The sequence below is a fragment of the Streptomyces sp. NPDC059010 genome (genome assembly GCF_042740355.1).
In the GTDB taxonomy this organism is placed as follows: domain Bacteria; phylum Actinomycetota; class Actinomycetes; order Streptomycetales; family Streptomycetaceae; genus Streptomyces.
In genome coordinates this window covers 389,477-411,201 of the sequence record NZ_JBHYJA010000001.1, presented here as the reverse complement: position 1 = coordinate 411,201, position 21,725 = coordinate 389,477, and the positions used below count along the sequence as shown (strand labels likewise).

The following is a 21,725-nucleotide window of genomic DNA, read 5'->3' as shown; positions in this document are numbered from 1 at the left end:
ATTCGGTTCGGTCGGTCCCCCAGGTCCTGGGCAACAGGATTGGCGGTGGCACGCGCGTGTGGCAGGCGACGGCCATGACTCTCAAGGAACTCCAAAGCGACGGCCCGCCCCGCTGTCAGTGGTGCCGCCGATACTGGGGGCATGACGACGGCTTACGGCACCGTGCTGGTCGTGGAGGACGAGGAGAGCATCGCGGACGTCCTCGCGATCGCCCTGCGCTACCACCGCTTCGAGGTCATGATCGCGGGCACGGTCCGCGAGGCGCTCGCCCTCGCCGGGCGCACCCGGCCCGACGTGGCGCTGCTCGACGTCATGCTCCCGGACGGCGACGGCCGCGCCCTCGGCCGTGAGCTGCGCGAGCGCCGCCCCGACCTGGCGCTGGTCTTCCTCACCGCGCGCGACTCGCCCGCCGAGATCGTCGGCGCCCTCGGTTTCGGCGACGACTACATCACCAAGCCGTTCGACGTCGACGTGGTCATCGCCCGGATCACGGCCGTACTGCGCCGCACCCGCCCGGCCGACGTCCTGCCGCAGCGCCCGCCGCTCAGCTACGGCGATCTGGAACTGGACGAGACGACGTACTCGGTGCGCCGCGCGGGCCGCACCGTCGAACTCACCCCCACCGAGTACGCGTTGCTGCGGTTCCTGGTGCGCAACGGCGGCCGGATCGTGCCCAAGGAGCAGCTCCTGCGCCATGTCTGGCAGTACGAGCACACCCCGCCCGAGTCGACCGTCGTGGAGACCTACATCAGCTATCTGCGGCGCAAGCTGGACGCCCTGGGCCCGCCGGTGATCACCACCCGGCGGGGCGTCGGATACGGGCTGGCATGAGGGCCCTGAGGATCTTCGAGTTCTGCCGCCGGCGCGGCATCCACTCGCTGCGCGGCAAGCTGACGCTGGCGAACGTGGCGCTGCTGGCCGTCGGCATCGTCGTCGCGACCGCGGTCAGCCTGATGACCGCGCGGTTCTATCTGCTCGACAAGGTCGACACCGAACTGAAGAGCGCGCGCACGACGCTGGGGAACGCCGGATTCACCCTGCGGCAGATCGAGTCGCTGAGCGAACTGGGCATCGCCCTGGACAAGTTCACCGGCGACGGAGCCACCGACACGGATCCGCTGCCGAGCCCGTCCATGGTGTACGTCGCGGTCGACTCCGCCGGGCAGCCGGTGGCCCTGGGCCCGCTGAAGCCGACCCCCCGCCAGCACGCGCTCGCCGACGCCGCCGAGGACCCGGCGGCCCTCGCCGCCGACGAGGAGCCGCGGGACGTACGGGTCGAGGGTGAGCGCTACCGGATGGTCGGCGCCCGGCTGTCGGACGGCACCGTCGTGCTGATCGCCGTCCCGACCGAGGGCCTGCACGAGGGCATGGGCAAGGCGCTCAGGATGGACCTGGCCGTCGGCACCCTGCTGCTGGCGCTGCTCGGCTGTCTGACCATGTTCAGTGTGCGCCGCCGGATGCGGCCGCTGGAGGACATGGTGGAGACCTCGTCGGCGATAGCCGAGGGTGATCTGACCCGGCGCATCCCCTCCAACAGCGACCCGACCCTGGAGGTCGAACAGCTGCGGGTGGCCCTCAACTCCATGCTCCACCAGGTGGAGTCGGCGTACCGCACGCGCGAGCGCAGCACGGCCCAGCTGCGCCGCTTCGTCGGCGACGCCTCGCACGAGCTGCGCACCCCGCTGTCCGCGATACGCGGCTACCTCCAGCTGTACGACAAGGGGATGCTGCCGGACCCGGCCGAGCGCAAGCGGGTCTGGGACCGGATGAACGGCGAGGTCGACCGCATGGGCCGCCTCGTCGACGAGCTGCTCACCCTCGCCCGCCTCGACCAGCGGCCCGAACTGCGGTTCCGCAACGTCGACTTGAGCCGTCTGGTGCGCGACGCCGCCGAGGATCTGCGGGTCCAGCAGCCGGAGCGGCCGATATCCGTCGGCGCCGACGGCGCCCTGCTCGTGCGCGCCGACGAGTCCGGGCTGCGCCAGGTGCTGGGCAACCTGCTGAGCAACGTCCGCACCCACACGCCCTCCGAGGTGCCGGTGCGGCTGGGGGTGGAGCGGGTCGACGGCGTCGTACGGCTGTGTGTGGAGGACGAGGGGCCGGGGCTGTGCGAGGAGGACGCGGCGCGTGTCTTCGACCGGTTCTTCCGGGCCGGCGGGGGTGCGGGGAGCGGGCTGGGGATGGCGATCGTGCAGGGGGTGGTGGAGTCCCACGGGGGTGCGGTGGCGGTGCGGACGGCGCCGGGTGAGGGGCTGGCGGTGACGGTGACTCTGCCGTCGCGGTGACTGGTGGCTTTGCCGTCGCGGTGACTGGTGGCTTTGCCGTCGCGGGGGCGGTGACTCTGCCGTCGCAGGGGTGGTGACTTTTGCCGTCGCGGGGGCGGTTTCGGCGGGTGCGGCTTTACGGCCGTGAAACTTTGTCGGGTTTCACAGGATGGCTCATGGGCCGACGTTGGCGAGGATCAGTACCCACACCGTCTTGCCGTGCCGTCCCCGGCTCCACACCCCCCACGCCGCGGCCAGGTTCTCCACCAGATGCAGGCCCCGGCCGGTCTCGTCCCACTCCCCCACCACCCGCAACCGGGGCTCGACCTGCCCCTCGTCGGACACCTCGATCAGGCAGGAACCGTCGGCGAGCGCGGTCACGGCGACCTCGAACTCGCGCTCCAGAAGGGGTCCGTGGCGTACGACGTTGGTGGCCAGCTCCGAGACGAGCAGCACCGCGTCCTCCAGGGCCGAATCCCGGGGCCCGTGCCCCCAGTCGGCCAGGTGCTCCCGGACCCGGCGCCGGGCGAGACCGACGGAAGCCGGGTGCCGGGGCAGCCGAAAGGCGTTGCGTCTCAACACGTTTGCTCCTCACCCCGCGCACACCTCCGTCACATGGTGCAGCGCCGGGCTACGCTCTGGCATCACCGCGGGTAACGTCCAGCGGCGAGATCGCGTCAGATCCAGCTGAGGCGCCAGAGGCGGAAGACACCGGTGCCGTCCGACAGATACTGGCCGCCCCCGACGTCCTCACTGGTGACGACGTACTCCTTGGCCTGCCACAGCGGGATGACCGGGACGTCGCGGGCCACGGCCTCCTGCACCGAGCGGAAGTCCCGGGTGGCCTCGCCGCGGTCGGCGTACTGCTGGCTGGCCGTGATCAGCTGGTCGACGGTCTTGTTGCTGTAGCCGGTGTTCATGGTGGCGTCGGTGCCGATGAGCGGGCCGCCGTAGGTGTCCGGGTCGGGGAAGTCGGCGACCCAGCCGACGGCGTACGCGTCGAGCCTGCCGCTCGCCCAGCGCTTCTGGAAGTCGGTCCACTCGTAGCCCTTGACCGTCACCTTGAACAGACCGCCCGCCTCCAACTGCCGCTTGAGCTCGGCGGCTTCCTCGGCGCTCGCGGCACCGCGGCCGGTGGCGTAGCCGTAGGTGAAGCGGACGGGCAGGCTGACGCCGGCCTCGGTGAGCAGAGCGCGCGCCTTGGCGGTGCTGAGCTGGGGATACGTGTCGAAGAACGACGTCGTATGCCCGGTGATGCCGGTCGGGATCAGCGAGTACAGCGGGTCGACGGTGCCCTTGTACACCGTGGCCGCGAGCCTCCCGCGGTCGATCAGCCAGGCCAGGGCCTGCCGGACCCGGACGTCGTGCAGGGGCGAGTCCGCGCGGGTGTCGAGGTACAGGTTGCGGACCTCGGAGCTGTCGGCCTCGGAGACACGCTGGCCCGGGTCGGCGGCGTTCAGGCCGGCGAGCACCTCGGGCGGCAGCGTGCGGGTGGCGACGTCGATCCGCTTCGCCTTCCAGGCCTTGTCGAGTGCGTCCGCGTCGGCGTAGTAGCGCAGTTCGACCGGGCGGCCGGTGCCGCCGAGGGCACCCTGGTAGCGCGAGTTGGGGTCGAGGACCGCCTGTTTCTCCTTCGTGTACTCGGTCAGGGTGTACGGGCCGGTGCCGTCGACACCGTTGTCGGTGCGCAGACCGTCGGCCGGATACTTTTCGCGGTCGACGATGGAGCCCGCCCCGGTGGCCACCTTGAGCGGGAACGTGGCGTCGGGCGACGACAGATGGAAGGTGACCGTACGGCCGCTCGCGGTCACCGAACCGAGGGTGTCGAGCAGCGAGGACGGACCGACATCCGACTTGATCCGCTTGACCCGGTCGAAGGAGTACTTGACGTCCTGCGCGGTCATGGCACGCCCGCTCGGGAACGTGAGGCCGTCGCGCAGTTCGCAGCGGTAGGTGCTCAGTTCGGTGCCGACGAACACACAGCTCCGGGCCGCGTCCGGCACGGGTGTGCTGCCGCCCGGCTCGAAGGTCAGCAGTGACTGGAAGACGTTGTTGAACAACGCCCAGGATCCCGCGTCATAGGCGCCGGCCGGGTCGAGTGACGTCACCGCGTCCGTCGTACCGACCGTGATGGTCCCGCCCTGGTCGTCCTGCGACGGCAGCAACTGCCAGCCGCCCACAGCGACGGCCGCCAGGACGAGCAGCGTCGCGAGAATCCGCATGCGAACAGAACGCATGGGTGCCCTCTCCCCAGGCCCTCGACGGGCCCCCGCATGAGCAATGGAATTCGCCACTCCCCTTTAGTGGCGCGCACACCTAATCACACGGGTTTCACCACGGGGAAGGGGATTCTGGTGACATGGGAAAGAACTTACCTACGGGCGTTTCCAGCGGATTTCACAGGCTATTCACAGACAGGTCGTCGGCATTTCCAAAGCCCCGCGCGGTCAGGCCTGACGGGACGCCAGCTCGATCACCGTGACGTCCGACGGAGCGCCCACGCGCGTGGGCGGACCCCAGGCGCCCGCGCCCCGGCTCACATACAACTGGGTGTCGCCGTAACGCTCCAGGCCGGCCAGGGTCGGGTTCGCCAGCTCCGCGATGAGGTTGCCGGGCCAGAGCTGGCCGCCGTGGGTGTGGCCGGAGAGCTGGAGGTCGACACCGTGGTCGACGGCGTCGTGGATCTGGACCGGCTGATGGGCGAGGAGCACGCACGCGCGTGCCGTGTCCCGGTCGCCGAGGGCCTTGGCGAAATCGGGGCCCTGGCCCTCGCTCTCGCCCGCGACGTCATTGACACCGGCCAGGTCGAAGTGGGGCAGTTCGGTGCGGGCGTTCTCCAGGGGGCGCAGGCCCAGCCGGCGTACCTCGTCGACCCACTGCCCGGCGCCCGAGAAGTACTCGTGGTTGCCGGTCACGAAGAACGCGCCGTGCCGTGCCCGCAGTTGGGCCAGCGGGGCCGCCGCCGGTCCGAGGTCCTTCACACTGCCGTCCACCAGGTCGCCGACCACCGCGATGAGGTCGGGCTGGGTGCCGTTGATCGTGTCGACGACCTTCTGGGCGAAGCCCCGGCCGAGCACCGGGCCCAGGTGGACGTCGCTGACGACCGCGATCCGGTAGCCGTGCGCCGCACGCGGAAGCTTGGCCAGCGGGACCGTGACCCGCTTCACCTTCGGACCGCGCAGCACGCCGTACGTGCCGTAGCCGACGGTACCGACGGCGGCCGTGGCGACGGCACCGGCGACGACTCTGGAGACGAAGAGACGGCGGGTGGGGGCGGGGCTGGTGAGAGCCGAGGGGGTGTCGGTCGTGGGGATGGCGCTCGTGGGAGTGGCGGTCGTGGAGGTGGCGATCGTCGGGGTGGCGGTCGTCGGGGTCGGCGCCGGATCCGGGGCGGCCGTATGTGCCGGAATCGGGCCGGAGGGGGACGCGAGCGGCTGGTTCTCGGAAGTCTCCGTGCCCGCCGTCACTCCCGCCGGCACCGGCTTCGGCTCCGCTTCCGGCGCCTGTACGACCTCCTCCGTGCGTGCCCGCCGTTCGAGCCACCGCCGCAGCAGTGGCCGTACGACCTCACCGGCCGCCACACCCAGCAGCAGGTATATCGACAGGGCCAGCCACAGGAAGCCCGGCCAGGCCAGGACCTGCTGGAGCAAGAACGGCGCGCCCGTGCGCTCGGCGACGAGGGCGCCGACCGTCAGCGCCCATCCGCCGGCGATCGCCACCACGCCCGCGCGGCGCACGAACCCGGGAGCGCGGGTCGTGTCGCGGAACAGACGGCGCCACAGCCACCAGTTGCCCGCCACCAGGACGGACAGCACGAGCAGCGCGACGAGCGCGAAGACGATGACCACGCCGACGTTCCCTTTCCGTTGTGTGACGAGTGAACGCCTGAGGTCCTGGTCGAGTTCCTATGACGTCCGGCGCAGTGCGCGCACTCCGCGCAACCCGATGACGCCGACGACCGTCCCCAATACGAAGGAGACGACGGCGAGCAACAGATGCACCCAGAAGTAGGCCGTCGGGTGCCCGTCGTCGAACGCGAGCCCGCTGCTGTCCTTGATCAGGTTTTTGACGAAAGTGACCCAGATGACCCAGCTCCACACCCCGAAGGCGAGCAGGAACCAGGAGACGGGGCGGCTGAGCTTCATGAGTTCAGTATCACCGGCTGCGGTCCGGCCCTCCGAGCGGGGTGGGGAGAGAAGCGCGACTTCCATGGCAACGGCATGTACGTTCTCCGTCGTGCCCGCACCCAAGAAGACCGCCAGGCGAACCCTGCTGGTCACCTCCGTCGTCGTCTCGTCCCTCGCGCTGACCGCGCCCGTCTCCCACGCGGCCCCCAAGCCGTCACCGAGTACGAGCCCGTCGGCCACTCCCCCGGCGAACATGTCGAGCGTGGGCGGCGAGCGACTGGGGCAGCCCGGTACCCAGGCGAATCTCGCGAGCGGCGTCCCCGTCCTGCCCAAGGACGTGACCGCCCGCTCCTGGATCGTCGCCGACGCCGAGTCCGGCGAGGTGCTCGCCGCGCACAACGCGCACTGGCGGCTGGCCCCCGCCAGCACCATGAAGATGCTGTTCGCCGACACGGTGCTGCCGAAGTTCCCGAAGAGCACGGAGCGCAAGGTCGTCCCGTCCGACCTGGCGGACGTCGGGTCCGGTTCCAGCATGGTCGGGATAAAGGAGGGCGAGACGTACTCCGTCCACGACCTCTGGCTCGGGGTGTTCCTGCGCTCCGGCAACGACGCCGTGCATGTGCTGTCGAAGATGAACGGCGGAATCGCCAAGACCGTCAAGGAGATGAACGAGCACGCCGAGGAGCTGCAGGCCCTCGACACGCACGCGGTGTCCCCCGACGGTTACGACGCTCCGCACCAGGTCTCGTCGGCGTACGACCTGACCCTGATCGCCCGCTCCGGGCTGCAGAAGAAGGACTTCCGCGAGTACTGCTCGACGGTCACCGCCAAGTTCCCGGGCGAGACGAAGAAGAGCAAGAAAGGCAAGTCGGTCCGCGAGTCCTTCGAGATCCAGAACACCAACAGGCTGCTGGCCGGCGACAGCGACATCCCCGTCTACCAGGGCATCGCGGGCGTCAAGAACGGCAACACCACGAACGCCGGCGCCACCTTCACCGGTGTGGCGGAGCGGAACGGCAAGGTGCTGCTCGTCACGGTCATGAACCCGGAGAAGAGCGAGCACAACGAGGTCTACAAGGAGACCTCGAAGCTCTTCGACTGGGGCTTCAAGGCGGCCGGCAAGGTGCAGCCGGTGGGTCAGCTGGTGCCGCCGAAGAGCGCGGCGCAGTCCAGCGCCCAGCCGGGTGCGAACGACTCCGGGGAGGCCGGTGGCTCGGGCAAGGGGTCCTCGAAGCCGGCGGTGGGCGCCTCGGCGGCGAACGGCTCGGGCGGCATCGGGATCGCGCTCGGGATCGCCGGCGGGGTGGTGGTGCTGCTCGCGGCGGGCGCGTTCCTGATCAACCGCCGGTGGCCGCTGCCCGACCTGGTGCGCCGCCGGGGTCGTTCCTGACGCCGGATCGCCCGGGCTCCTTCGTCGACTCCGCCGACTCCTCGGATGCGGCGGACTCGACGGACTCGACCGAGTCGGCCGGCTCGGCGGATCGGCCCTGGGAATCGTCGCCGAGTTCAGTCTCCTTGTCCTGCGTCGCCGTCCAGGCCGCGCAGAACACCACCAGCTTCGCGGTGAAGTTGATCCACAGCAGCAGAGCGACCGGCACGCCGAACGCGCCGTACATGCTCTTCGTGGCGACGCCCTGCATATAGCCGCTCAGCAGCAGCTTCAGCAGTTCGAAGCCGATCGCGCCGATCAGTGCGGCCACCATCAGCCGGCGGCGCGGCGGTTCGACGCCGGGCAGCAGGGTCAGGACGTACAGCAGGAGCAGGAAGTCGGCGAGTACGGCGACCAGGAACGCGGCGATCTGCAGCAGCACGCCGCCCCAGCCGCCCTCGTCGATGCCCAGTTGCCGGGTGATCCAGCCGACGAGGGCGGAGGCGACCGTGGAGGCCGCGATCGTCACCAGGACGGCGCCGCCGAAGCCGACCAGGACGCCCATGTCCTTGGCCTTGCGCAGGACGGGGTTCTCCTCCTCGTCGGGCAGTTCCCACACCGCGCGCAGACACTCGCGCATGTTGCCGACCCAGCTGATGCCGGTGAACAGCAGGACGGCGGCGGCGATGAGACCGACGGTGCCGGCGTTCTGGACCAGGCCGTCGATGTTGAGCTGGTCGGAGATGCCGGGCACCTGGTCGGCGAGCTTGTCCTCCAGTTTGTCCTGCTGCTCCTGGCTGAGTGTCGCGGCGGCGACCGCGGCGGCCAGCGTCAGCAGCGGGAAGAGTGCGACGAAGCTGATGAACGTCATCGCGGCGGCCAGCCGGGTCCACTTCACGCGGTCCAGGCGCTCGTACGAGCGCCACGCGTGTGTGGTCATCAGCCGGGCCATCGCGGGCCCGACAACGGGAAGTTTCTTCAGCCAGTCCATGATCCGACTTTGCCCTCCGTCCGGAAGACCAATGTCCGAGTGCCCCAAAACCTCAGGACAGTAGCCAGTGCCATACCGATTCCCGCTCCGGAGACGGTGTCCGCACGCTGGGAGGTGAATCCGAGGCAGTAGTGGCTCACGGTGAGACACAGCAGCTGTACGGCCGCTCCGGCGATGTTCACCGCGACGAACACGGCGTAGGGGCGCACGCCCGTCGGGTGGGTGTGGCGGTAGGTGCCGAGGGCGTTGCCGGCGTAGGCGACGGTGCAGCCGGCGACGAAAGAGAGGGCCTTGGCGGTGAGGGGGCCGAGGGCGGCGGGGCCGCGGAGGAGGGTGAAGAGGGTGAGGTCGACGGCGTAGGCGAGCAGGCCGACGGTGGCGAAGCCGACGAGTTCGCGGCGGGTCGTGCCCGGGCCGGCCCTCTGCCGTGTGGGTGCGTTTTCCCCCTCCCGCGTGGGTGCGCCTTCCCGTTCCGGCGTCCACGCGCGTGTGCCTACCAATCGGCCACCGCCAGCCCGTACATCGCCAGCCACACCACCCCGATGAGGGCGAGCGCGCGGTCGCGCAGGACGACGTCCTCGGGTTCGCCGGCCGTGCCGCGGTCGGCGAAGACGGCGTAGCGCAGGATCGCGAGGATGAAGGCGACCATGGACAGCTGGCGCCAAGGCAGCAGACTTGTGTGCGGGACGCCGCCCTCCTCCATGGCCCACAGGCAGTACCCGAGGACGGCGACACCGGCCGCCAATTGCCAGACGAAGCGGAGGTAGCCGGTGGTGTACTCGGTGAGCAACGCGCGCGTGGCGCCCGCTGTCCCGGCCATCTGCACGGCCTCGGAGTAGCGCTTGGCCGACACCATGAACAGCGCCCCGAACCCAGTCGTGATCAGGAACCAGCGCGACAGGGGGATGCCCAGCGCGAGCCCGCCGACCATCGCCCGCATCAGGAACCCGGTCGTGACGACGGCGAGGTCGACGACCAGGACGTGCTTGAGGCTGACGCAGTACGCCAGTTGCATGCCGATGTACACCGCGAGCAGGGCGGCGACGGCGGGCGCGGTCAGCCAGACCGCGGCGGCCGGCGCGAGGACGGCGAGGGTGCCTCCGACAGCGTAGGCGACGGGCACGGGGACCTGTCCGGCGGCGACCGGGCGGTGGCGCTTGGTGGGGTGTGCGCGGTCGGCCTCGGCGTCCCGGGCGTCGTTGATCAGGTAGACGGCGGCGGCGCAGGCCGTGAACAGGGCGAAGACCAGGGCGAGTTGGGCCAGGGCGTGGGCCGAGAAGAGCCGGCCTGCGGCGGCCGGGGCGGCGATGACCAGGACGTTCTTGACCCACTGTTTGGGGCGTGCGGTCCTCAGGAGGCCCTTCGGGAGGGCACGGAGGGCGCGCAGGCCGCCGCTGCTCGGCGGTGGTGCGGACTGACGGGGGCGTGTGCGCTGCTCGTGGAGCGCCGACTGTCTGGTGCGTGCGGCACTCGTGAGGGGCGCGGCCTCAGGCATGGGCGCCCCCTCTTCTCATCCAGCCCGCTCCGAGGCATGCCGCGAGCACCCCCAGGGCGGCGCCCGCCGCCACGTCCGAGGGGTAGTGCACGCCGACGACCAGGCGTGACGCGCACATCGCGGCGGCGAGCGGCGGGATCGCGTACGCGCCGAGGGCGCCGAAGGAGATGGCGGCCGCCGCGGCGGAGGTCGCGTGGGAGCTGGGGAAGGAGTGCCGGCCGACGGTGCGCACAAGGGGCTCGACATGCGCCGGTCGTGGACGCCGCACCACCCTTTTCACCCCCATGCTGACGACGTGCGCGCCCGCGGTGAGCGCCGTACCGCGCAACCAGGCGCCGCGCCGCCCACCGTCCACGACGGCCCCCGTCAGGCCCGCCGCCAGCCACAGCGCGCCGTGCTCGCCCGCCCGGGAGAGGGCTCGCGCGGCGGAGGCGACGCGGGGGTCACGGCCGCGTTCATGGAACGCCGAAAGGATTCGGCAGTCCGCGCGCCGGAGGCTTCGAAGGTCCGCGCCCGGCCGGCTTCGGTGGTCCGTGTCGACGAGGTGATCCATGTGGACTCACTGTTCACGCCGAGGACCCGAGAATTACGGCAATATTGAACGACATCCCATTAATCACCCATTTCGGGGAGAGGGGGAATGTTTCAGAACTAATCGATCGCAAATGGACGCTACGGTCGCCGACATGCCTGCCGAGACCGTCTCCTCCGTCACGGGATGGGGCCGCACCGCCCCCACCACCGCCCGTCTGATCCGCCCACGGACGTACGAGGAAGCCGCGGCCGCCGTCCGGGACTGCGGGGCCCGCGGAGGCATCCCGAGAGGCCTGGGACGGGCGTACGGGGACGCGGCGCAGAACGCCGGGGGCTCGGTGTTCGACATGACGGGCCTGGACCGCATCCACGCGATCGACGCCGACGGCGGCACCGTGCTGTGCGACGCGGGTGTCTCCCTGCACCGGCTGATGGAGGTCCTGCTGCCACTCGGCTGGTTCGTGCCGGTGACGCCCGGTACCCGCTATGTCACGGTCGGCGGCGCGATCGGCGCCGACATCCACGGCAAGAACCACCATGTCTCGGGCGCCTTCTCCCGCCATGTGCTCTCCCTGGAGCTCCTGACCGCCGACGGCGCGATCCGCACCGTCCGCCGCGGCACGCCGCTGTTCGACGCGACCACCGGCGGCATGGGCCTGACCGGCGTGATCCTCACCGCGACGGTCCAGCTCCAGCCGGTCGAGACCTCGCTGATGACGGTCGACACGGAGCGCGCGCGGGACCTCGACGACCTGATGGCCCGCCTGGTCGCCACCGACGACCACTACCGCTACTCGGTCGCGTGGATCGACCTGCTGGCACGCGGCGCGGCCATGGGGCGCGCCGTCCTCACACGCGGCGACCACGCCCCGCTGGAGGCGCTGCGCGACGGCACGCGCGCGCGTAGAGACCCGCTCGCCTTCCGTCCCACCCGCCTCCCCGCCGCGCCCGCCCTCCTCCCGGAAGGGCTGCTGAGCCGCCGTACCGTGGGCTGGTTCAACGAGCTCTGGTACCGCAGGGCGCCACGCGCGCGTACCGGCGAACTGCAGAGGCTCGCCACCTTCTTCCACCCGCTGGACGGCGTGCCCCACTGGAACCGGATCTACGGCCGCGGCGGCTTCGTGCAGTACCAGTTCGTCGTCGGACGCGGCCAGGAGGACACCCTGCGCCGGATCGTGCGGCGCGTGTGCGAGCACCGCTGTCCGTCCTTCCTGGCCGTCCTCAAGCGCTTCGGGGACGCCGACCCCGGCTGGCTCTCCTTCCCGGTGTCCGGCTGGACGCTCGCCCTGGACATCCCGGCCGGCCTGCCCGGCCTCGCCGCACTCCTCGACGAGCTGGACGAGGAGGTGGCCACGGCCGGCGGGCGCGTCTACCTCGCCAAGGACGCCCGGCTGCGGCCCGAGCTGCTGGCCGCGATGTACCCGCGCGTGGACGACTTCCGCGCGCTGCGCGCCGAGCTGGACCCGCACGGCGTGTTCGTGTCGGACCTGGCCCGCCGCCTCCGCCTCTAGGGCCCACCGGAAGGGCCCTGGCACCCGCCCTCAGATCTCCCGCACTCCCAGACCCCTAGGAGCTGTCGTGAAGGACGCCTTCGGCATCCCCCAGTCCCTGCTCGTCCTCGGCGGTACGTCCGAGATCGCGCTGGCCACCACACGCCGTCTGATCGCGCGCCGTACCCGCACGGTCTGGCTCGCGGGCCGTCCGTCGCCCGCGCTGGAGCAGGCCGCGGCCGACCTGCGGGGCCTCGGCGCGCATGTACGCACCGTGGCCTTCGACGCGCTGGACCCCGAGTCGCACGAGACGGTGCTCGGCAAGGTCTTCGCGGAGGGTGACGTCGACATGGTCCTCCTCGCCTTCGGAGTCCTCGGCGACCAGGCACGCGACGAGCGTGAGCCGCTCAGCGCCGTGCGGGTCGCCCAGACCAACTACACGGGCGCCGTCTCGGCGGCCCTGGTCAGCGCGAGCGCCCTCCAGTCCCAGGGCCACGGCTCGCTCGTGGTCCTGTCCTCCGTCGCCGGCGAGCGGGCCCGCCGCGCCAACTTCATCTACGGCTCCAGCAAGGCCGGCCTCGACACCTTCTGCCAGGGCCTGGGCGACGCCCTGCACGGCACCGGCGTCCACGTCATGGTCGTACGCCCCGGATTCGTCCGCTCGAAGATGACCGCGGGCCTGGAAGAGACTCCCCTCGCGACCACACCGGAGGCGGTGGCGACAGCGATCGAGCTGGGCCTGCGCCGCCGCTCGGAGACGGTGTGGGTGCCGGGGGCGCTACGCCTGGTGATGTCGGCCCTGCGTCACGCACCGCGAGGGCTGTTCCGCCGCTTGCCGATGTGAAGCGCCGCCGAGGGGCGCGGGGCTGTATCGATGTGCGGCTCCGCCGCGCGGGCGTGACCAGCCACAACGCACCCGAAGACGACCGGCGACCGACCGCGGCACTGCCTCCCGGCTCAGCCGGCGGAGCTGGCCCGCTCCACATGCCCCGCCTGCGGCGGCACCACCGAGCTGCCGAAGGCGAAGTCCCTGAGCTTGCGCCACACGCCGTCGGCGCCCTGTTCGTAGAGGGCGAAGCCGGTGCAGGGCCAGCCGGCCTCGTAGTCGGCGAGTTCCTCGAAGGCGCGGTCCATCGACTCCTCGTCGATGCCGTGGGCGACCGTGACATGCGGGTGGTACGGGAACAGCAGTTCGCGCGCCACGGGCCCGGAGGCGTCGCGGACCTGCTTCTGCAGCCAGGTGCAGGCCTCGGCGCCCTCCACGACCTGGACGAAGACGACCGGCGACAGGGGCCGGAAGGTGCCGGTGCCGGACAGCCGCATCGGGAAGGGGCGGCCGGCCGACGCGACCTCGACGAGATGCGCCTCGATCGCGGGCAGCAGCGCGGCGTCGACCTCTGTCGGCGGCAGCAGCGTGACATGCGTGGGGATGCCGTGAGCAGCGGCGTCGCCGAAGCCCGCGCGCCGCTCCTGGAGCAGGCTGCCGTGAGGCTCCGGGACCGCGATCGACACACCGATCGTTACGGTCCCCACGTCGTCTCCTGTCGTCTGTCGGTGAGCTCGCCCGTCGCGAGAAGCTCGTCCTGTTGTGAGCTCATGCCCTCTTGGTGAGCGTGAGTGGCCACTGATGCGGCCATTCGGCTATCGACTGTACGGCCACGGCTGTGCCGCGGGCAGGCGCAACCGTAGTGATGTGCAGCGCTGTGCGGTGGTACGGCTGTGTTCCGGCCGTGTGCCGTGGTGCGGACTCAGTGCTTGGCGGGCAGGAAGCCCACCTTGTCGTACGCCTGGGAGAGCGTCTCCGCGGCGACGGCGCGCGCCTTCTCCGCGCCCTTGGCCAGGATCGAGTCCAGCGTCTCCGGGTCGTCCAGATACTGCTGGGTGCGCTCCCGGAAGGGCGTCACGAACTCGACCATGACCTCGGCGAGGTCCGTCTTGAGCGCACCGTAGCCCTTGCCCTCGTACCTCTGCTCCAGTTCCGCGATTCCCGTGCCCGTGAGGGTCGAGTAGATGGTGAGCAGGTTGCTGACGCCCGGCTTGTTCTCGGCGTCGTAGCGGATGACGGTGTCGGTGTCGGTGACCGCGCTCTTGACCTTCTTGGCGGTGGCCTTGGGCTCGTCGAGCAGGTTGATGAGGCCCTTCGGCGTGGACGCCGACTTGCTCATCTTGATCGCCGGGTCCTGGAGGTCGTAGATCTTCGCCGTCTCCTTGAGGATGTACGGCTTCGGGACGGTGAAGGTCTGGCCGAAACGGCCGTTGAAGCGCTCGGCGAGGTCACGGGTGAGCTCGATGTGCTGGCGCTGGTCCTCGCCGACCGGGACCTCGTTGGCCTGGTACAGCAGGATGTCCGCGACCTGCAGGATCGGGTAGGTGAACAGGCCGACGGAGGCCCGGTCGGCGCCCTGCTTGGCGGACTTGTCCTTGAACTGGGTCATGCGGGAGGCCTCGCCGAAGCCGGTGAGGCAGTTCATGACCCAGGCGAGCTGGGCGTGCTCGGGGACATGGCTCTGGACGAACAGCGTGCAGCGCTCGGGGTCGAGACCGGCCGCGAGGAGCTGGGCGGCGGCGAGCCGGGTGTTGGCGCGCAGCTCGGCCGGGTCCTGCGCGACCGTGATCGCGTGCAGGTCGACGACCATGTAGAACGCGTCGTGGGACTCCTGCAGGGCCACCCACTGGCGGACGGCGCCGAGGTAGTTGCCGAGGTGGAACGAGCCTGCGGTGGGCTGGATTCCGGAGAGCACACGGGGTCGGTCAGAGGCCATGCTCATCATTCTCTCAGGTCTCGGGGGCCGGTTCGGAACTGGTCGGAAACAGATGGGAACCGATCCGTCCCCGGCGGTGTAACAAAGGTGTGAGGACGCGGGAGGGGGGCCGCATCGTCGATGAGGCCGCGGTGATCGCACGCGTACGCGCCGGGGAGCCGGAGGCGTACGCGCAGCTGGTGCGGGCCCATACGGGCATCGCGCTCAGGGCGGCCGCGGCGCTCGGGGCGGGTGCGGACGCGGAGGACGTGGTGCAGCAGGCCTTCGTCAAGGCGTACTGCTCGCTGGGCCGGTTCAAGGACGGCTCGGCGTTCAGGCCATGGCTGCTGTCGATCGTCGCCAATGAGACGAGGAACACAGTGCGTACGGCAGCCCGTCAGCGCACGCTCGCCGGCCGTGAGGCGGCGTTCGCGGAGGCGGAGCCGCTGATACCGGAATCGGCCGACCCCGCGGTCGCCGCGCTGGAGATAGAGCGCCGCGCCGCACTGCAGGCCGCCCTGGAAAAGCTGAGCGAGGAGCATCGCCTGGTCGTCACCTACCGCTATCTCCTGGAGATGGACGAGTCCGAGACGGCCCAGGCTCTGGGCTGGCCCCGGGGGACGGTGAAATCCCGGCTGAACCGCGCGCTGCGGAAGCTGGGGCGCTTGCTGCCGGATTTCCAGCCTCGGGAAGGGGGTGATGAGCATGGGTGACGGACGGACGCCGTACGACGGTGATGGACAGACGCCGTACGACGGTGACGGACGGCAGGCATACGAGCGGGACGGCGCCGGTGATCGCAGGCGGAGCTCGGAGCGGAGCACGGCAGCCGCGCGGCTGCCCGAGGAGCTGAGGGCGCTCGGGCGGTCGCTGGACGCGCGCGGCGCGGCGGACGGCGCGGACGGCGCCGAGACGATGGTCGAGCGGGTGCTCGGGCAGATACTCGCGGAGCAGCTGCCCGTTCCGGTGGCCGAGCCTCCGGGAGCCGCCGAGCGGCTGCGGGCGGTGCGGCGCTGGACGCGGCTGCGGTGGCGGTCGCTGACGGCGGCGCTGTGCGGCCTGCTGACGGTGCTGGTGCTCACGCCCCCGGTGCGGGCGGCGGTCTTCGACTGGTTCGGCTTCGCCGGGGTCGAGGTGCGGTACGACCCGTCGGCGGTGCCCTCGCCCGGCGCCGAGGTACCGGGCTGCGGCCGGTCGACGTCGCTCGCGCAGGCGGAGCGCCGGGCCGGCTTCGATCCCCTGGTACCGGATGAGCTCGGGGCTCCGGACACGGCGGCGGTGGCCGGCGAGCCGCGAGGCCGCTTCCTGGTGAGCCTGTGCTGGCGCGAGGACGGACGCACGATACGGCTGGACGAGCGCAGGGCGAGCCTGGACATCGGTTTCGCCAAGACGGTGCGCGAACAGCCGGAATGGATCTCCCTGGACACGGACGCCGCGGAGGGCGGCTCAGCCGACACGGCCCTGTGGTTCGCCCGGCCACACCTGCTGACCTACTGGCTCGTGGACGGGAGCGGGGAGCGCTACACACGCGAGGAGCGCACAGCGGGGCCCACGCTGCTGTGGATGCACCGGGCCGGGGGCGAGACCGTGACGCTGCGGCTGGAAGGGGTCGCGTCGAAGGAGCGGGCGGTGGAGATCGCGCGGTCCCTCGGGTAGCCGTCCGGGCGGCCTCCGAGCGGCCCGAGCAGCCATCGGAAAAAGGTGGTCCGGGAATGGGAACCCAGGCGGGTCGGGCGGTGTACCAGAAGTGACATGCGGCTCGGGGACGGGCCGCAGGGGGATCACTCGGCTTGGGGGTTGGGATGTTCGGACATGGGGTCCGTGACTCGGGAGACCGGCTGCGGGCACAGGGCGTCGGCCGCTCGGGAGATGGCTCGCCCGAGCGCAGGGGCGGCTGGAGGGCGCGGTGGCGTGAACTCACTGCGCTGACGGGGGCGTTGGGAGCGGCGTTCGCCTTGCTGCTGTGGGGTGCCGCGTCCCCCGCGTCGGCCGGCGGACCGACAAGCGTGCTCCTGGTCTCACCGGAGAGCACGGAGACGGCCGCGCTGTACTACTCGGACAAGGAGTACGACGAGCTGGCGCGACTGCTCGGCTCACCGGGCATGGGCACACGTGACAAGCCGCCGGAGGCCGATCTGACGGCATCCCGTCAGATCAACGTCACCTGGATGGCCCATGACGTGACGCCCTGGCGCCTCGACCAGGTCTACTCGGCCGACAAGGGTCAGGCCGTCTGGATACACACGGCAGCGGACCTGGATAGCTCGACGAACGGCATCTGGCACCGCGCCGATCACCCGGCCCGGCTGCGCGCCCTGCTCACGAAGCTGGACCTGATGGGCAAGGCTCCGGGCGAGGGCGGCTCGGCGGTCTCCCCGCCGTCGCCGTCGCCGTCGCGGGAGCCCGGGACGGACGACGGCGCGAAGAACCCGTCTGCCGCCGCCGACGCTGCGGACGAGGCGACCGAGGCATCCCCGGCCCAGGCGGGGTCGGCGGAGGGGCCGGGCTCGGGATCGGCCTCGGGATGGGGTGACGGCACCGGCTGGTGGTGGTCGTTGCCGGGCGCGGCGCTCGGAGCGGTGCTGGCGCTGGTGCTGCGCCCCTTCCTCACGCGGCTGCCGCTGGACCGTCTGCGGGGCGAGCCGGGGCCGAGTCAGGAGCTGCGGGACGTATGAGGGCCGGCCTGGGTGGAAAGCTGCGGCTGACACTGCTCGTGGCGGCATCGGCGGCGCTGGCTCTCTGGGGCACGGCGGCATCGGCCGCGGCGGTCCCCGCGCGGGTGCGGGACGTTCCCGACGTGGCGATGGTCGTCACGGGCGGCACGGGGCACACCACGGCACTGCACTCCGGGGAGCCGGCCTTCGCCCGCCTGTGGCAGCTGTTGCAGCCGACGTACGTCGGGACGGAGCGGGTGCCGCAGGAGTGGACCGAGGGGCGTCATCCGCCGATGCGGATCACGGTGGTCTGGGGGCTGACCGGGGTCGGTGGCTGGCCGCAGACGGACCGCGCTCCGGGAGGGGACCTGGCCATCCGGCGCCAGGACCAGCTGTTCGTGACCGAGGACGGCACACCGTGGGTGCGGTCGGATACCGCGCCGGACGTGGAGGACGACGACATCCGCTGGCACCGGGCGCCGCGGTCCGTCTTCGAGAGGCTGGACCTGGCTCGGCTGCTCGGTGAGACGGAGGGCGGGCTCGTCGGGAGCGCTGCCGCCGGGGACCGTCCCGGCCCGGTGATGGGTGGTGCCGGGTGGGCGGTGGCGGGGCTCGCCACCGGGTTCGTGACCGGTGTGGGCGGCACGCTGCTGATACGCCGCGCGGCGGCCCGGCCGGAAGCCGGACCGCCGCGGGAGGAGCCACGACAGGAGTTGATCGACCTGGACCTGTGAAGCCCTCGGCGATCGTGCTGGGCGTCAGCCCAGGTCGACCTCCGGGTACAGCGGGAAGCCGGCCACGAGGTCGGTGGCGCGGTGGGAGATCTCGTCCGCGATCTTCGGGTCGAGGACGTGAGCGGCCTTGGAGGGGGCGCCCGACTTGGTCGTGCCCGGCTCGGTGGTGGTGAGGACACGGTCGGTGAGGGCCGCGACCTCGTCCATCTCGGCGGTGCCCAGGCCACGGGTGGTCAGGGCGGGGGTGCCGATGCGGATTCCGGAGGTGTACCAGGCGCCGTTGGGGTCGGCGGGGATGGCGTTGCGGTTGGTGACGATGCCGGAGTCAAGGAGCGCGGCCTCGGCCTGGCGGCCGGTGAGGCCGTAGGAGGAGGCGACGTCGATGAGGTTCAGGTGGTTGTCGGTGCCGCCGGTCACCAGGGTCGCGCCCCGGCGCATCAGGCCCTCGGCCAGCGCGCGGGAGTTGTCGACGATGCGCTGGGCGTAGTCCTGGAAGGACGGCTGACGGGCCTCCGCGAGGGCGACGGCCTTGGCTGCCATGACGTGCGGGAGCGGGCCGCCGAGGACCATCGGGCAGCCGCGGTCGACCTGGTCCTTGAGGGAGTCGTCGCACAGGACCATGCCGCCGCGCGGGCCGCGCAGCGACTTGTGGGTGGTGGTGGTGACGATCTGGGCGTGCGGGACCGGGTCGAAGTCGCCGGTGAGGACCTTGCCGGCGACGAGACCCGCGAAGTGGGCCATGTCGACCATGAGCGTGGCGCCGACCTCGTCGGCGATCTCGCGCATGATCCGGAAGTTCACGAGACGGGGGTAGGCGGAGTAGCCGGCGACGATGATGAGCGGCTTGAACTCGCGGGCGGAGGCGCGCAGGGCGTCGTAGTCGATCAGGCCCGTGGCGGGGTTGGTGCCGTAGGAGCGCTGGTCGAACATCTTGCCGGAGATGTTCGGGCGGAAGCCGTGGGTGAGGTGGCCGCCGGCGTCCAGGGACATGCCGAGCATGCGCTGGTTGCCGAAGGCCTGGCGGAGCTCGGCCCAGTCGGCCTCGGAGAGGTCGTTGACCTGGCGGGCGCCGGCCTTCTCCAGGGCGGGGGCCTCGACACGGGCGGCGAGGACGGCCCAGAAGGCGACGAGGTTGGCGTCGATGCCGGAGTGCGGCTGGACGTAGGCGTGGCGGGCGCCGAAGAGCTCCTTGGCGTGTTCGGCGGCGAGGGACTCGACGGTGTCGACGTTGCGGCAGCCGGCGTAGAAGCGGCGGCCGACGGTGCCCTCGGCGTACTTGTCGCTGAACCAGTTGCCCATCGCCAGGAGGGTGGCCGGGGAGGCGTAGTTCTCGGAGGCGATCAGCTTGAGCATCTCGCGCTGATCGGCGACCTCCTGGCCGATGGCATCGGCCACGCGCGGCTCGACGGCGCGGATCACGTCGAGGGCGGAACGGAAGGCGGTGGACTCGGTGGAGAGGGGCTCGGCGGGCATGGGGACCTCCGGACGTCGTGTGCAGCGATCACGGTACGGCCCAGGCGCACGGCACTCGGTGCTGGACAACTGGGTCCAGTGGGCCGCTCCCCGATGGTCGGTCCCATCCCAGCGCGCCAGTCACGGCCCGTCGATCAGCCTACCGGGCGGGTCGGTCAGGCATGGCCCCGCGTCCACCATGCGAGCAACGATAGGAGGGAGCCGCAAAACACTCGTAAGGCCGGAAATGGAAAGTGGCCACGAGCCTCGTGAGGGGTGGCGCGCGAGTTCTCGTGGTGGCGGAAACGGAGAGCCCCGTGAGTACGTCGAGCACCACCGAATCCCTGATCGCCGCGGTCGACGCGCACAGCGCGCACACCTATCACCCGTTGCCGGTCGTGGTGGCGACCGCGGACGGGGCCTGGATGACGGATGTGGAGGGGCGGCGGTATCTGGATCTGCTCGCCGGGTATTCGGCGCTCAATTTCGGGCACGGCAACCGGCGGATCGTGGCGGCGGCGAAGGCGCAGCTGGAGCGGGTGACGCTGACGTCGCGGGCGCTTCATCACGACCGGTTCGCGGCGTTCTGCGAGCAGCTCGCCGAGCTGTGCGGCATGGAGATGGTGCTGCCGATGAACACCGGGGCGGAGGCGGTGGAGACGGCGGTGAAGACCGCCCGGAAGTGGGGGTACCGGGTCAAGGGCGTGCCGGCGGAGATGGCGAAGATCGTGGTCGCGGGGAACAACTTCCACGGCCGTACGACGACGATCATCAGCTTCTCCACCGACCCGGAGGCGCGGGCGGACTTCGGGCCGTACACGCCGGGCTTCGAGATCGTGCCGTACGGGGATCTGACGGCGATGCGGGAGGCGTTGACGGAGAACACCGTGGCCGTGCTGCTGGAGCCGATCCAGGGCGAGGCGGGGGTGCTCGTCCCTCCGGCCGGCTATCTGCCGACGGTGCGGGAGCTGACGCGGGAGCGGGACGTGCTGTTCATCGCGGACGAGATCCAGTCGGGGCTGGGGCGCACCGGGCGCACGTTCGCGTGCGAACACGAGGACGTGGTGCCGGACATGTATGTCCTGGGCAAGGCGCTCGGCGGCGGGATCGTGCCGGTGTCTGCGGTGGTGTCCAGCGAGGCGGTGCTCGGGGTGTTCCGGCCCGGGGAGCACGGGTCGACCTTCGGTGGGAATCCGCTGGCCTGTGCGGTGGCGCTGGAGGTGATGGCGATGCTGCGGACGGGCGAGTTCCAGGCGCGGGCGGCCGAGCTGGGTGCGCATCTGCACCGGGAGCTGGGCCTGTTGACCGGGACGGGCCGCGTGACGGCGGTACGGGGGCGTGGGCTGTGGGCGGGGGTCGACATCGCCCGGGCGTACGGCACCGGGCGGGAGGTGTCCGAGCGGTTGCTGGATCGGGGTGTGCTGGTGAAGGACACCCTCCCGCACAGCCTCAGGGGCGTGGGCGGCACCCCCATGGCGACGATCCGGATCGCGCCGCCCCTGGTGATCGGGAAGGAGGATCTGGACTGGGGGCTGGCCCAGTTGCGGGCCGTGCTCGGGATGTGAGTCGGCCGGGTGCGGGCGCCGACGGCTTCAGCCGGGCTGGGTGTGGTCGAGGATCGCGGCGGCGAGGGGCTTGTGGATCTCGGGCGGGAGTGCGTGGCCCATGCCGGGGATCTCGACCAGGTGGGCGCCGTGGATGACCTGGGCCAGGTGGTGGGCGTGCGGGAGGGGGTAGACGGGTTCGGCGGGGGCTGAGATGACGAGGGTGGGCAGGAGGGAGACGAGTTCGTCGGGCCAGCCGAGGCCGGAGGCCTGTGCGCCCGTGATCAGGAGGAGGGGAGGTGCGTCGGAGGCGCCCTGGTCTTCCGCCCA

The 21,725-nt window shown here is 71.3% G+C and carries 21 protein-coding genes, 1 pseudogene and 1 riboswitch; of the genes and pseudogenes, 10 read left to right on the top strand and 12 right to left on the bottom strand.

Going from position 1 to position 21,725, the window contains the following annotated elements:
- The first annotated feature begins 141 nt into the window (after nt 1-141).
- On the top strand, nt 142-831 hold the full coding sequence (locus ACFWYS_RS01975) for a response regulator transcription factor (RefSeq protein WP_384762132.1): 690 nt from the start codon (nt 142-144) through the stop codon (nt 829-831).
- On the top strand, nt 828-2,285 hold the full coding sequence (locus tag ACFWYS_RS01970) for a sensor histidine kinase (protein WP_384762130.1): 1,458 nt from the start codon (nt 828-830) through the stop codon (nt 2,283-2,285). Before ACFWYS_RS01975 ends, ACFWYS_RS01970 begins: the two co-directional genes overlap by 4 nt.
- A gap of 153 nt (nt 2,286-2,438) precedes the next feature.
- Here ACFWYS_RS01970 and ACFWYS_RS01965 read toward each other — a convergent pair whose 3' ends face one another.
- From ACFWYS_RS01965 to ACFWYS_RS01950, 4 genes are all read right to left on the bottom strand, one after another.
- Nucleotides 2,439-2,846 carry an ATP-binding protein gene (locus tag ACFWYS_RS01965; protein WP_384762128.1) on the bottom strand — a complete coding sequence of 136 codons (408 nt, stop codon included), beginning with the start codon at nt 2,844-2,846 and terminating at the stop codon, nt 2,439-2,441.
- Between the two features lie 95 nt (nt 2,847-2,941).
- Nucleotides 2,942-4,501 carry an ABC transporter substrate-binding protein gene (locus ACFWYS_RS01960; protein WP_384762126.1) on the bottom strand — a complete coding sequence of 520 codons (1,560 nt, stop codon included), beginning with the start codon at nt 4,499-4,501 and terminating at the stop codon, nt 2,942-2,944.
- Between the two features lie 210 nt (nt 4,502-4,711).
- Nucleotides 4,712-6,112 (bottom strand): metallophosphoesterase, encoded by a 1,401-nt coding sequence (locus ACFWYS_RS01955; protein WP_384762124.1) that lies wholly within the window; start codon nt 6,110-6,112, stop codon nt 4,712-4,714.
- Nucleotides 6,113-6,169: 57 nt separating this feature from the next.
- Nucleotides 6,170-6,409, bottom strand: coding sequence for an SCO4848 family membrane protein (locus tag ACFWYS_RS01950; RefSeq protein WP_062702372.1), 240 nt, complete (start codon nt 6,407-6,409; stop codon nt 6,170-6,172).
- Nucleotides 6,410-6,500: 91 nt separating this feature from the next.
- Here ACFWYS_RS01950 and ACFWYS_RS01945 point away from each other — a divergent pair, with 91 nt between their 5' ends.
- A complete protein-coding gene (locus ACFWYS_RS01945) occupies nt 6,501-7,781 on the top strand; it encodes a D-alanyl-D-alanine carboxypeptidase family protein (protein WP_384762235.1) in 1,281 nt (426 codons plus the stop codon).
- Here the strand turns inward: ACFWYS_RS01945 and ACFWYS_RS01940 are convergent.
- From ACFWYS_RS01940 to ACFWYS_RS01925, 4 genes are read right to left on the bottom strand one after another with little or no spacing between them, the layout of a single operon-like run.
- Nucleotides 7,729-8,751: a YihY/virulence factor BrkB family protein gene (locus tag ACFWYS_RS01940; RefSeq protein WP_384762121.1), complete on the bottom strand. Its 1,023-nt coding sequence runs from the start codon at nt 8,749-8,751 to the stop codon at nt 7,729-7,731. The two genes, ACFWYS_RS01945 and ACFWYS_RS01940, sit on opposite strands and share 53 nt — an antisense overlap.
- Nucleotides 8,739-9,251, bottom strand: coding sequence for a GtrA family protein (locus tag ACFWYS_RS01935; RefSeq protein WP_384762119.1), 513 nt, complete (start codon nt 9,249-9,251; stop codon nt 8,739-8,741). The genes ACFWYS_RS01940 and ACFWYS_RS01935 overlap by 13 nt, the downstream gene beginning before the upstream one ends.
- Entirely contained in the window at nt 9,245-10,246 is a 1,002-nt protein-coding gene (locus ACFWYS_RS01930; protein ID WP_384762117.1) for a decaprenyl-phosphate phosphoribosyltransferase, read from the bottom strand. Before ACFWYS_RS01930 ends, ACFWYS_RS01935 begins: the two co-directional genes overlap by 7 nt.
- On the bottom strand, nt 10,239-10,799 hold the full coding sequence (locus tag ACFWYS_RS01925) for a phosphatase PAP2 family protein (protein ID WP_384762115.1): 561 nt from the start codon (nt 10,797-10,799) through the stop codon (nt 10,239-10,241). The genes ACFWYS_RS01930 and ACFWYS_RS01925 overlap by 8 nt, the downstream gene beginning before the upstream one ends.
- 133 nt (nt 10,800-10,932) lie before the next feature.
- On the opposite strand from ACFWYS_RS01925, the gene ACFWYS_RS01920 reads away from it, so the two are divergent.
- Nucleotides 10,933-12,291, top strand: a complete 1,359-nt coding sequence (locus tag ACFWYS_RS01920) for an FAD-binding protein (protein ID WP_384762113.1) — start codon at nt 10,933-10,935, stop codon at nt 12,289-12,291.
- Nucleotides 12,292-12,358: 67 nt separating this feature from the next.
- A complete protein-coding gene (locus ACFWYS_RS01915) occupies nt 12,359-13,114 on the top strand; it encodes a decaprenylphospho-beta-D-erythro-pentofuranosid-2-ulose 2-reductase (protein WP_384762110.1) in 756 nt (251 codons plus the stop codon).
- A 113-nt stretch (nt 13,115-13,227) separates the two neighbouring features.
- Here the strand turns inward: ACFWYS_RS01915 and ACFWYS_RS01910 are convergent, their stop codons facing one another.
- The gene (locus tag ACFWYS_RS01910; RefSeq protein ID WP_384762108.1) at nt 13,228-13,803 is read right to left on the bottom strand and encodes a 2'-5' RNA ligase family protein; all 576 of its coding nucleotides are present in this window, start codon (nt 13,801-13,803) and stop codon (nt 13,228-13,230) included.
- 215 nt (nt 13,804-14,018) lie between these two features.
- Nucleotides 14,019-15,032: a tryptophan--tRNA ligase gene (gene trpS, locus ACFWYS_RS01905; RefSeq protein ID WP_384762106.1), complete on the bottom strand. Its 1,014-nt coding sequence runs from the start codon at nt 15,030-15,032 to the stop codon at nt 14,019-14,021.
- An 89-nt stretch (nt 15,033-15,121) separates the two neighbouring features.
- Between trpS and ACFWYS_RS01900 the strand changes: the two genes are divergently transcribed.
- From ACFWYS_RS01900 to ACFWYS_RS01885, 4 genes are all read left to right on the top strand, one after another.
- Entirely contained in the window at nt 15,122-15,724 is a 603-nt protein-coding gene (locus tag ACFWYS_RS01900; protein ID WP_384762104.1) for an RNA polymerase sigma factor, read from the top strand.
- Nucleotides 15,711-16,667: a hypothetical protein gene (locus ACFWYS_RS01895; RefSeq protein ID WP_384762103.1), complete on the top strand. Its 957-nt coding sequence runs from the start codon at nt 15,711-15,713 to the stop codon at nt 16,665-16,667. The genes ACFWYS_RS01900 and ACFWYS_RS01895 overlap by 14 nt, the downstream gene beginning before the upstream one ends.
- 146 nt (nt 16,668-16,813) lie before the next feature.
- On the top strand, nt 16,814-17,686 hold the full coding sequence (locus tag ACFWYS_RS01890) for a hypothetical protein (protein WP_384762101.1): 873 nt from the start codon (nt 16,814-16,816) through the stop codon (nt 17,684-17,686).
- On the top strand, nt 17,683-18,399 hold the full coding sequence (locus ACFWYS_RS01885) for a hypothetical protein (RefSeq protein WP_384762099.1): 717 nt from the start codon (nt 17,683-17,685) through the stop codon (nt 18,397-18,399). Before ACFWYS_RS01890 ends, ACFWYS_RS01885 begins: the two co-directional genes overlap by 4 nt.
- Nucleotides 18,400-18,423: 24 nt before the next feature.
- On the opposite strand, the gene ACFWYS_RS01880 is transcribed toward ACFWYS_RS01885, so the two are convergent.
- A complete protein-coding gene (locus ACFWYS_RS01880) occupies nt 18,424-19,872 on the bottom strand; it encodes a glycine hydroxymethyltransferase (RefSeq protein WP_384762097.1) in 1,449 nt (482 codons plus the stop codon).
- 31 nt (nt 19,873-19,903) lie between these two features.
- Nucleotides 19,904-20,006, bottom strand: a riboswitch (ZMP/ZTP riboswitch).
- 162 nt (nt 20,007-20,168) lie between these two features.
- On the opposite strand from ACFWYS_RS01880, the gene rocD reads away from it, so the two are divergent.
- Nucleotides 20,169-21,416 carry an ornithine--oxo-acid transaminase gene (gene rocD / locus ACFWYS_RS01875; RefSeq protein WP_384762095.1) on the top strand — a complete coding sequence of 416 codons (1,248 nt, stop codon included), beginning with the start codon at nt 20,169-20,171 and terminating at the stop codon, nt 21,414-21,416.
- A 27-nt stretch (nt 21,417-21,443) separates the two neighbouring features.
- On the opposite strand, the pseudogene ACFWYS_RS01870 reads toward rocD, so the two are convergent.
- Nucleotides 21,444-21,626 (bottom strand): annotated as a pseudogene (locus ACFWYS_RS01870) (alpha/beta fold hydrolase); the annotation flags it as partial.
- Between the last annotated feature and the right edge of the window lie 99 nt (nt 21,627-21,725).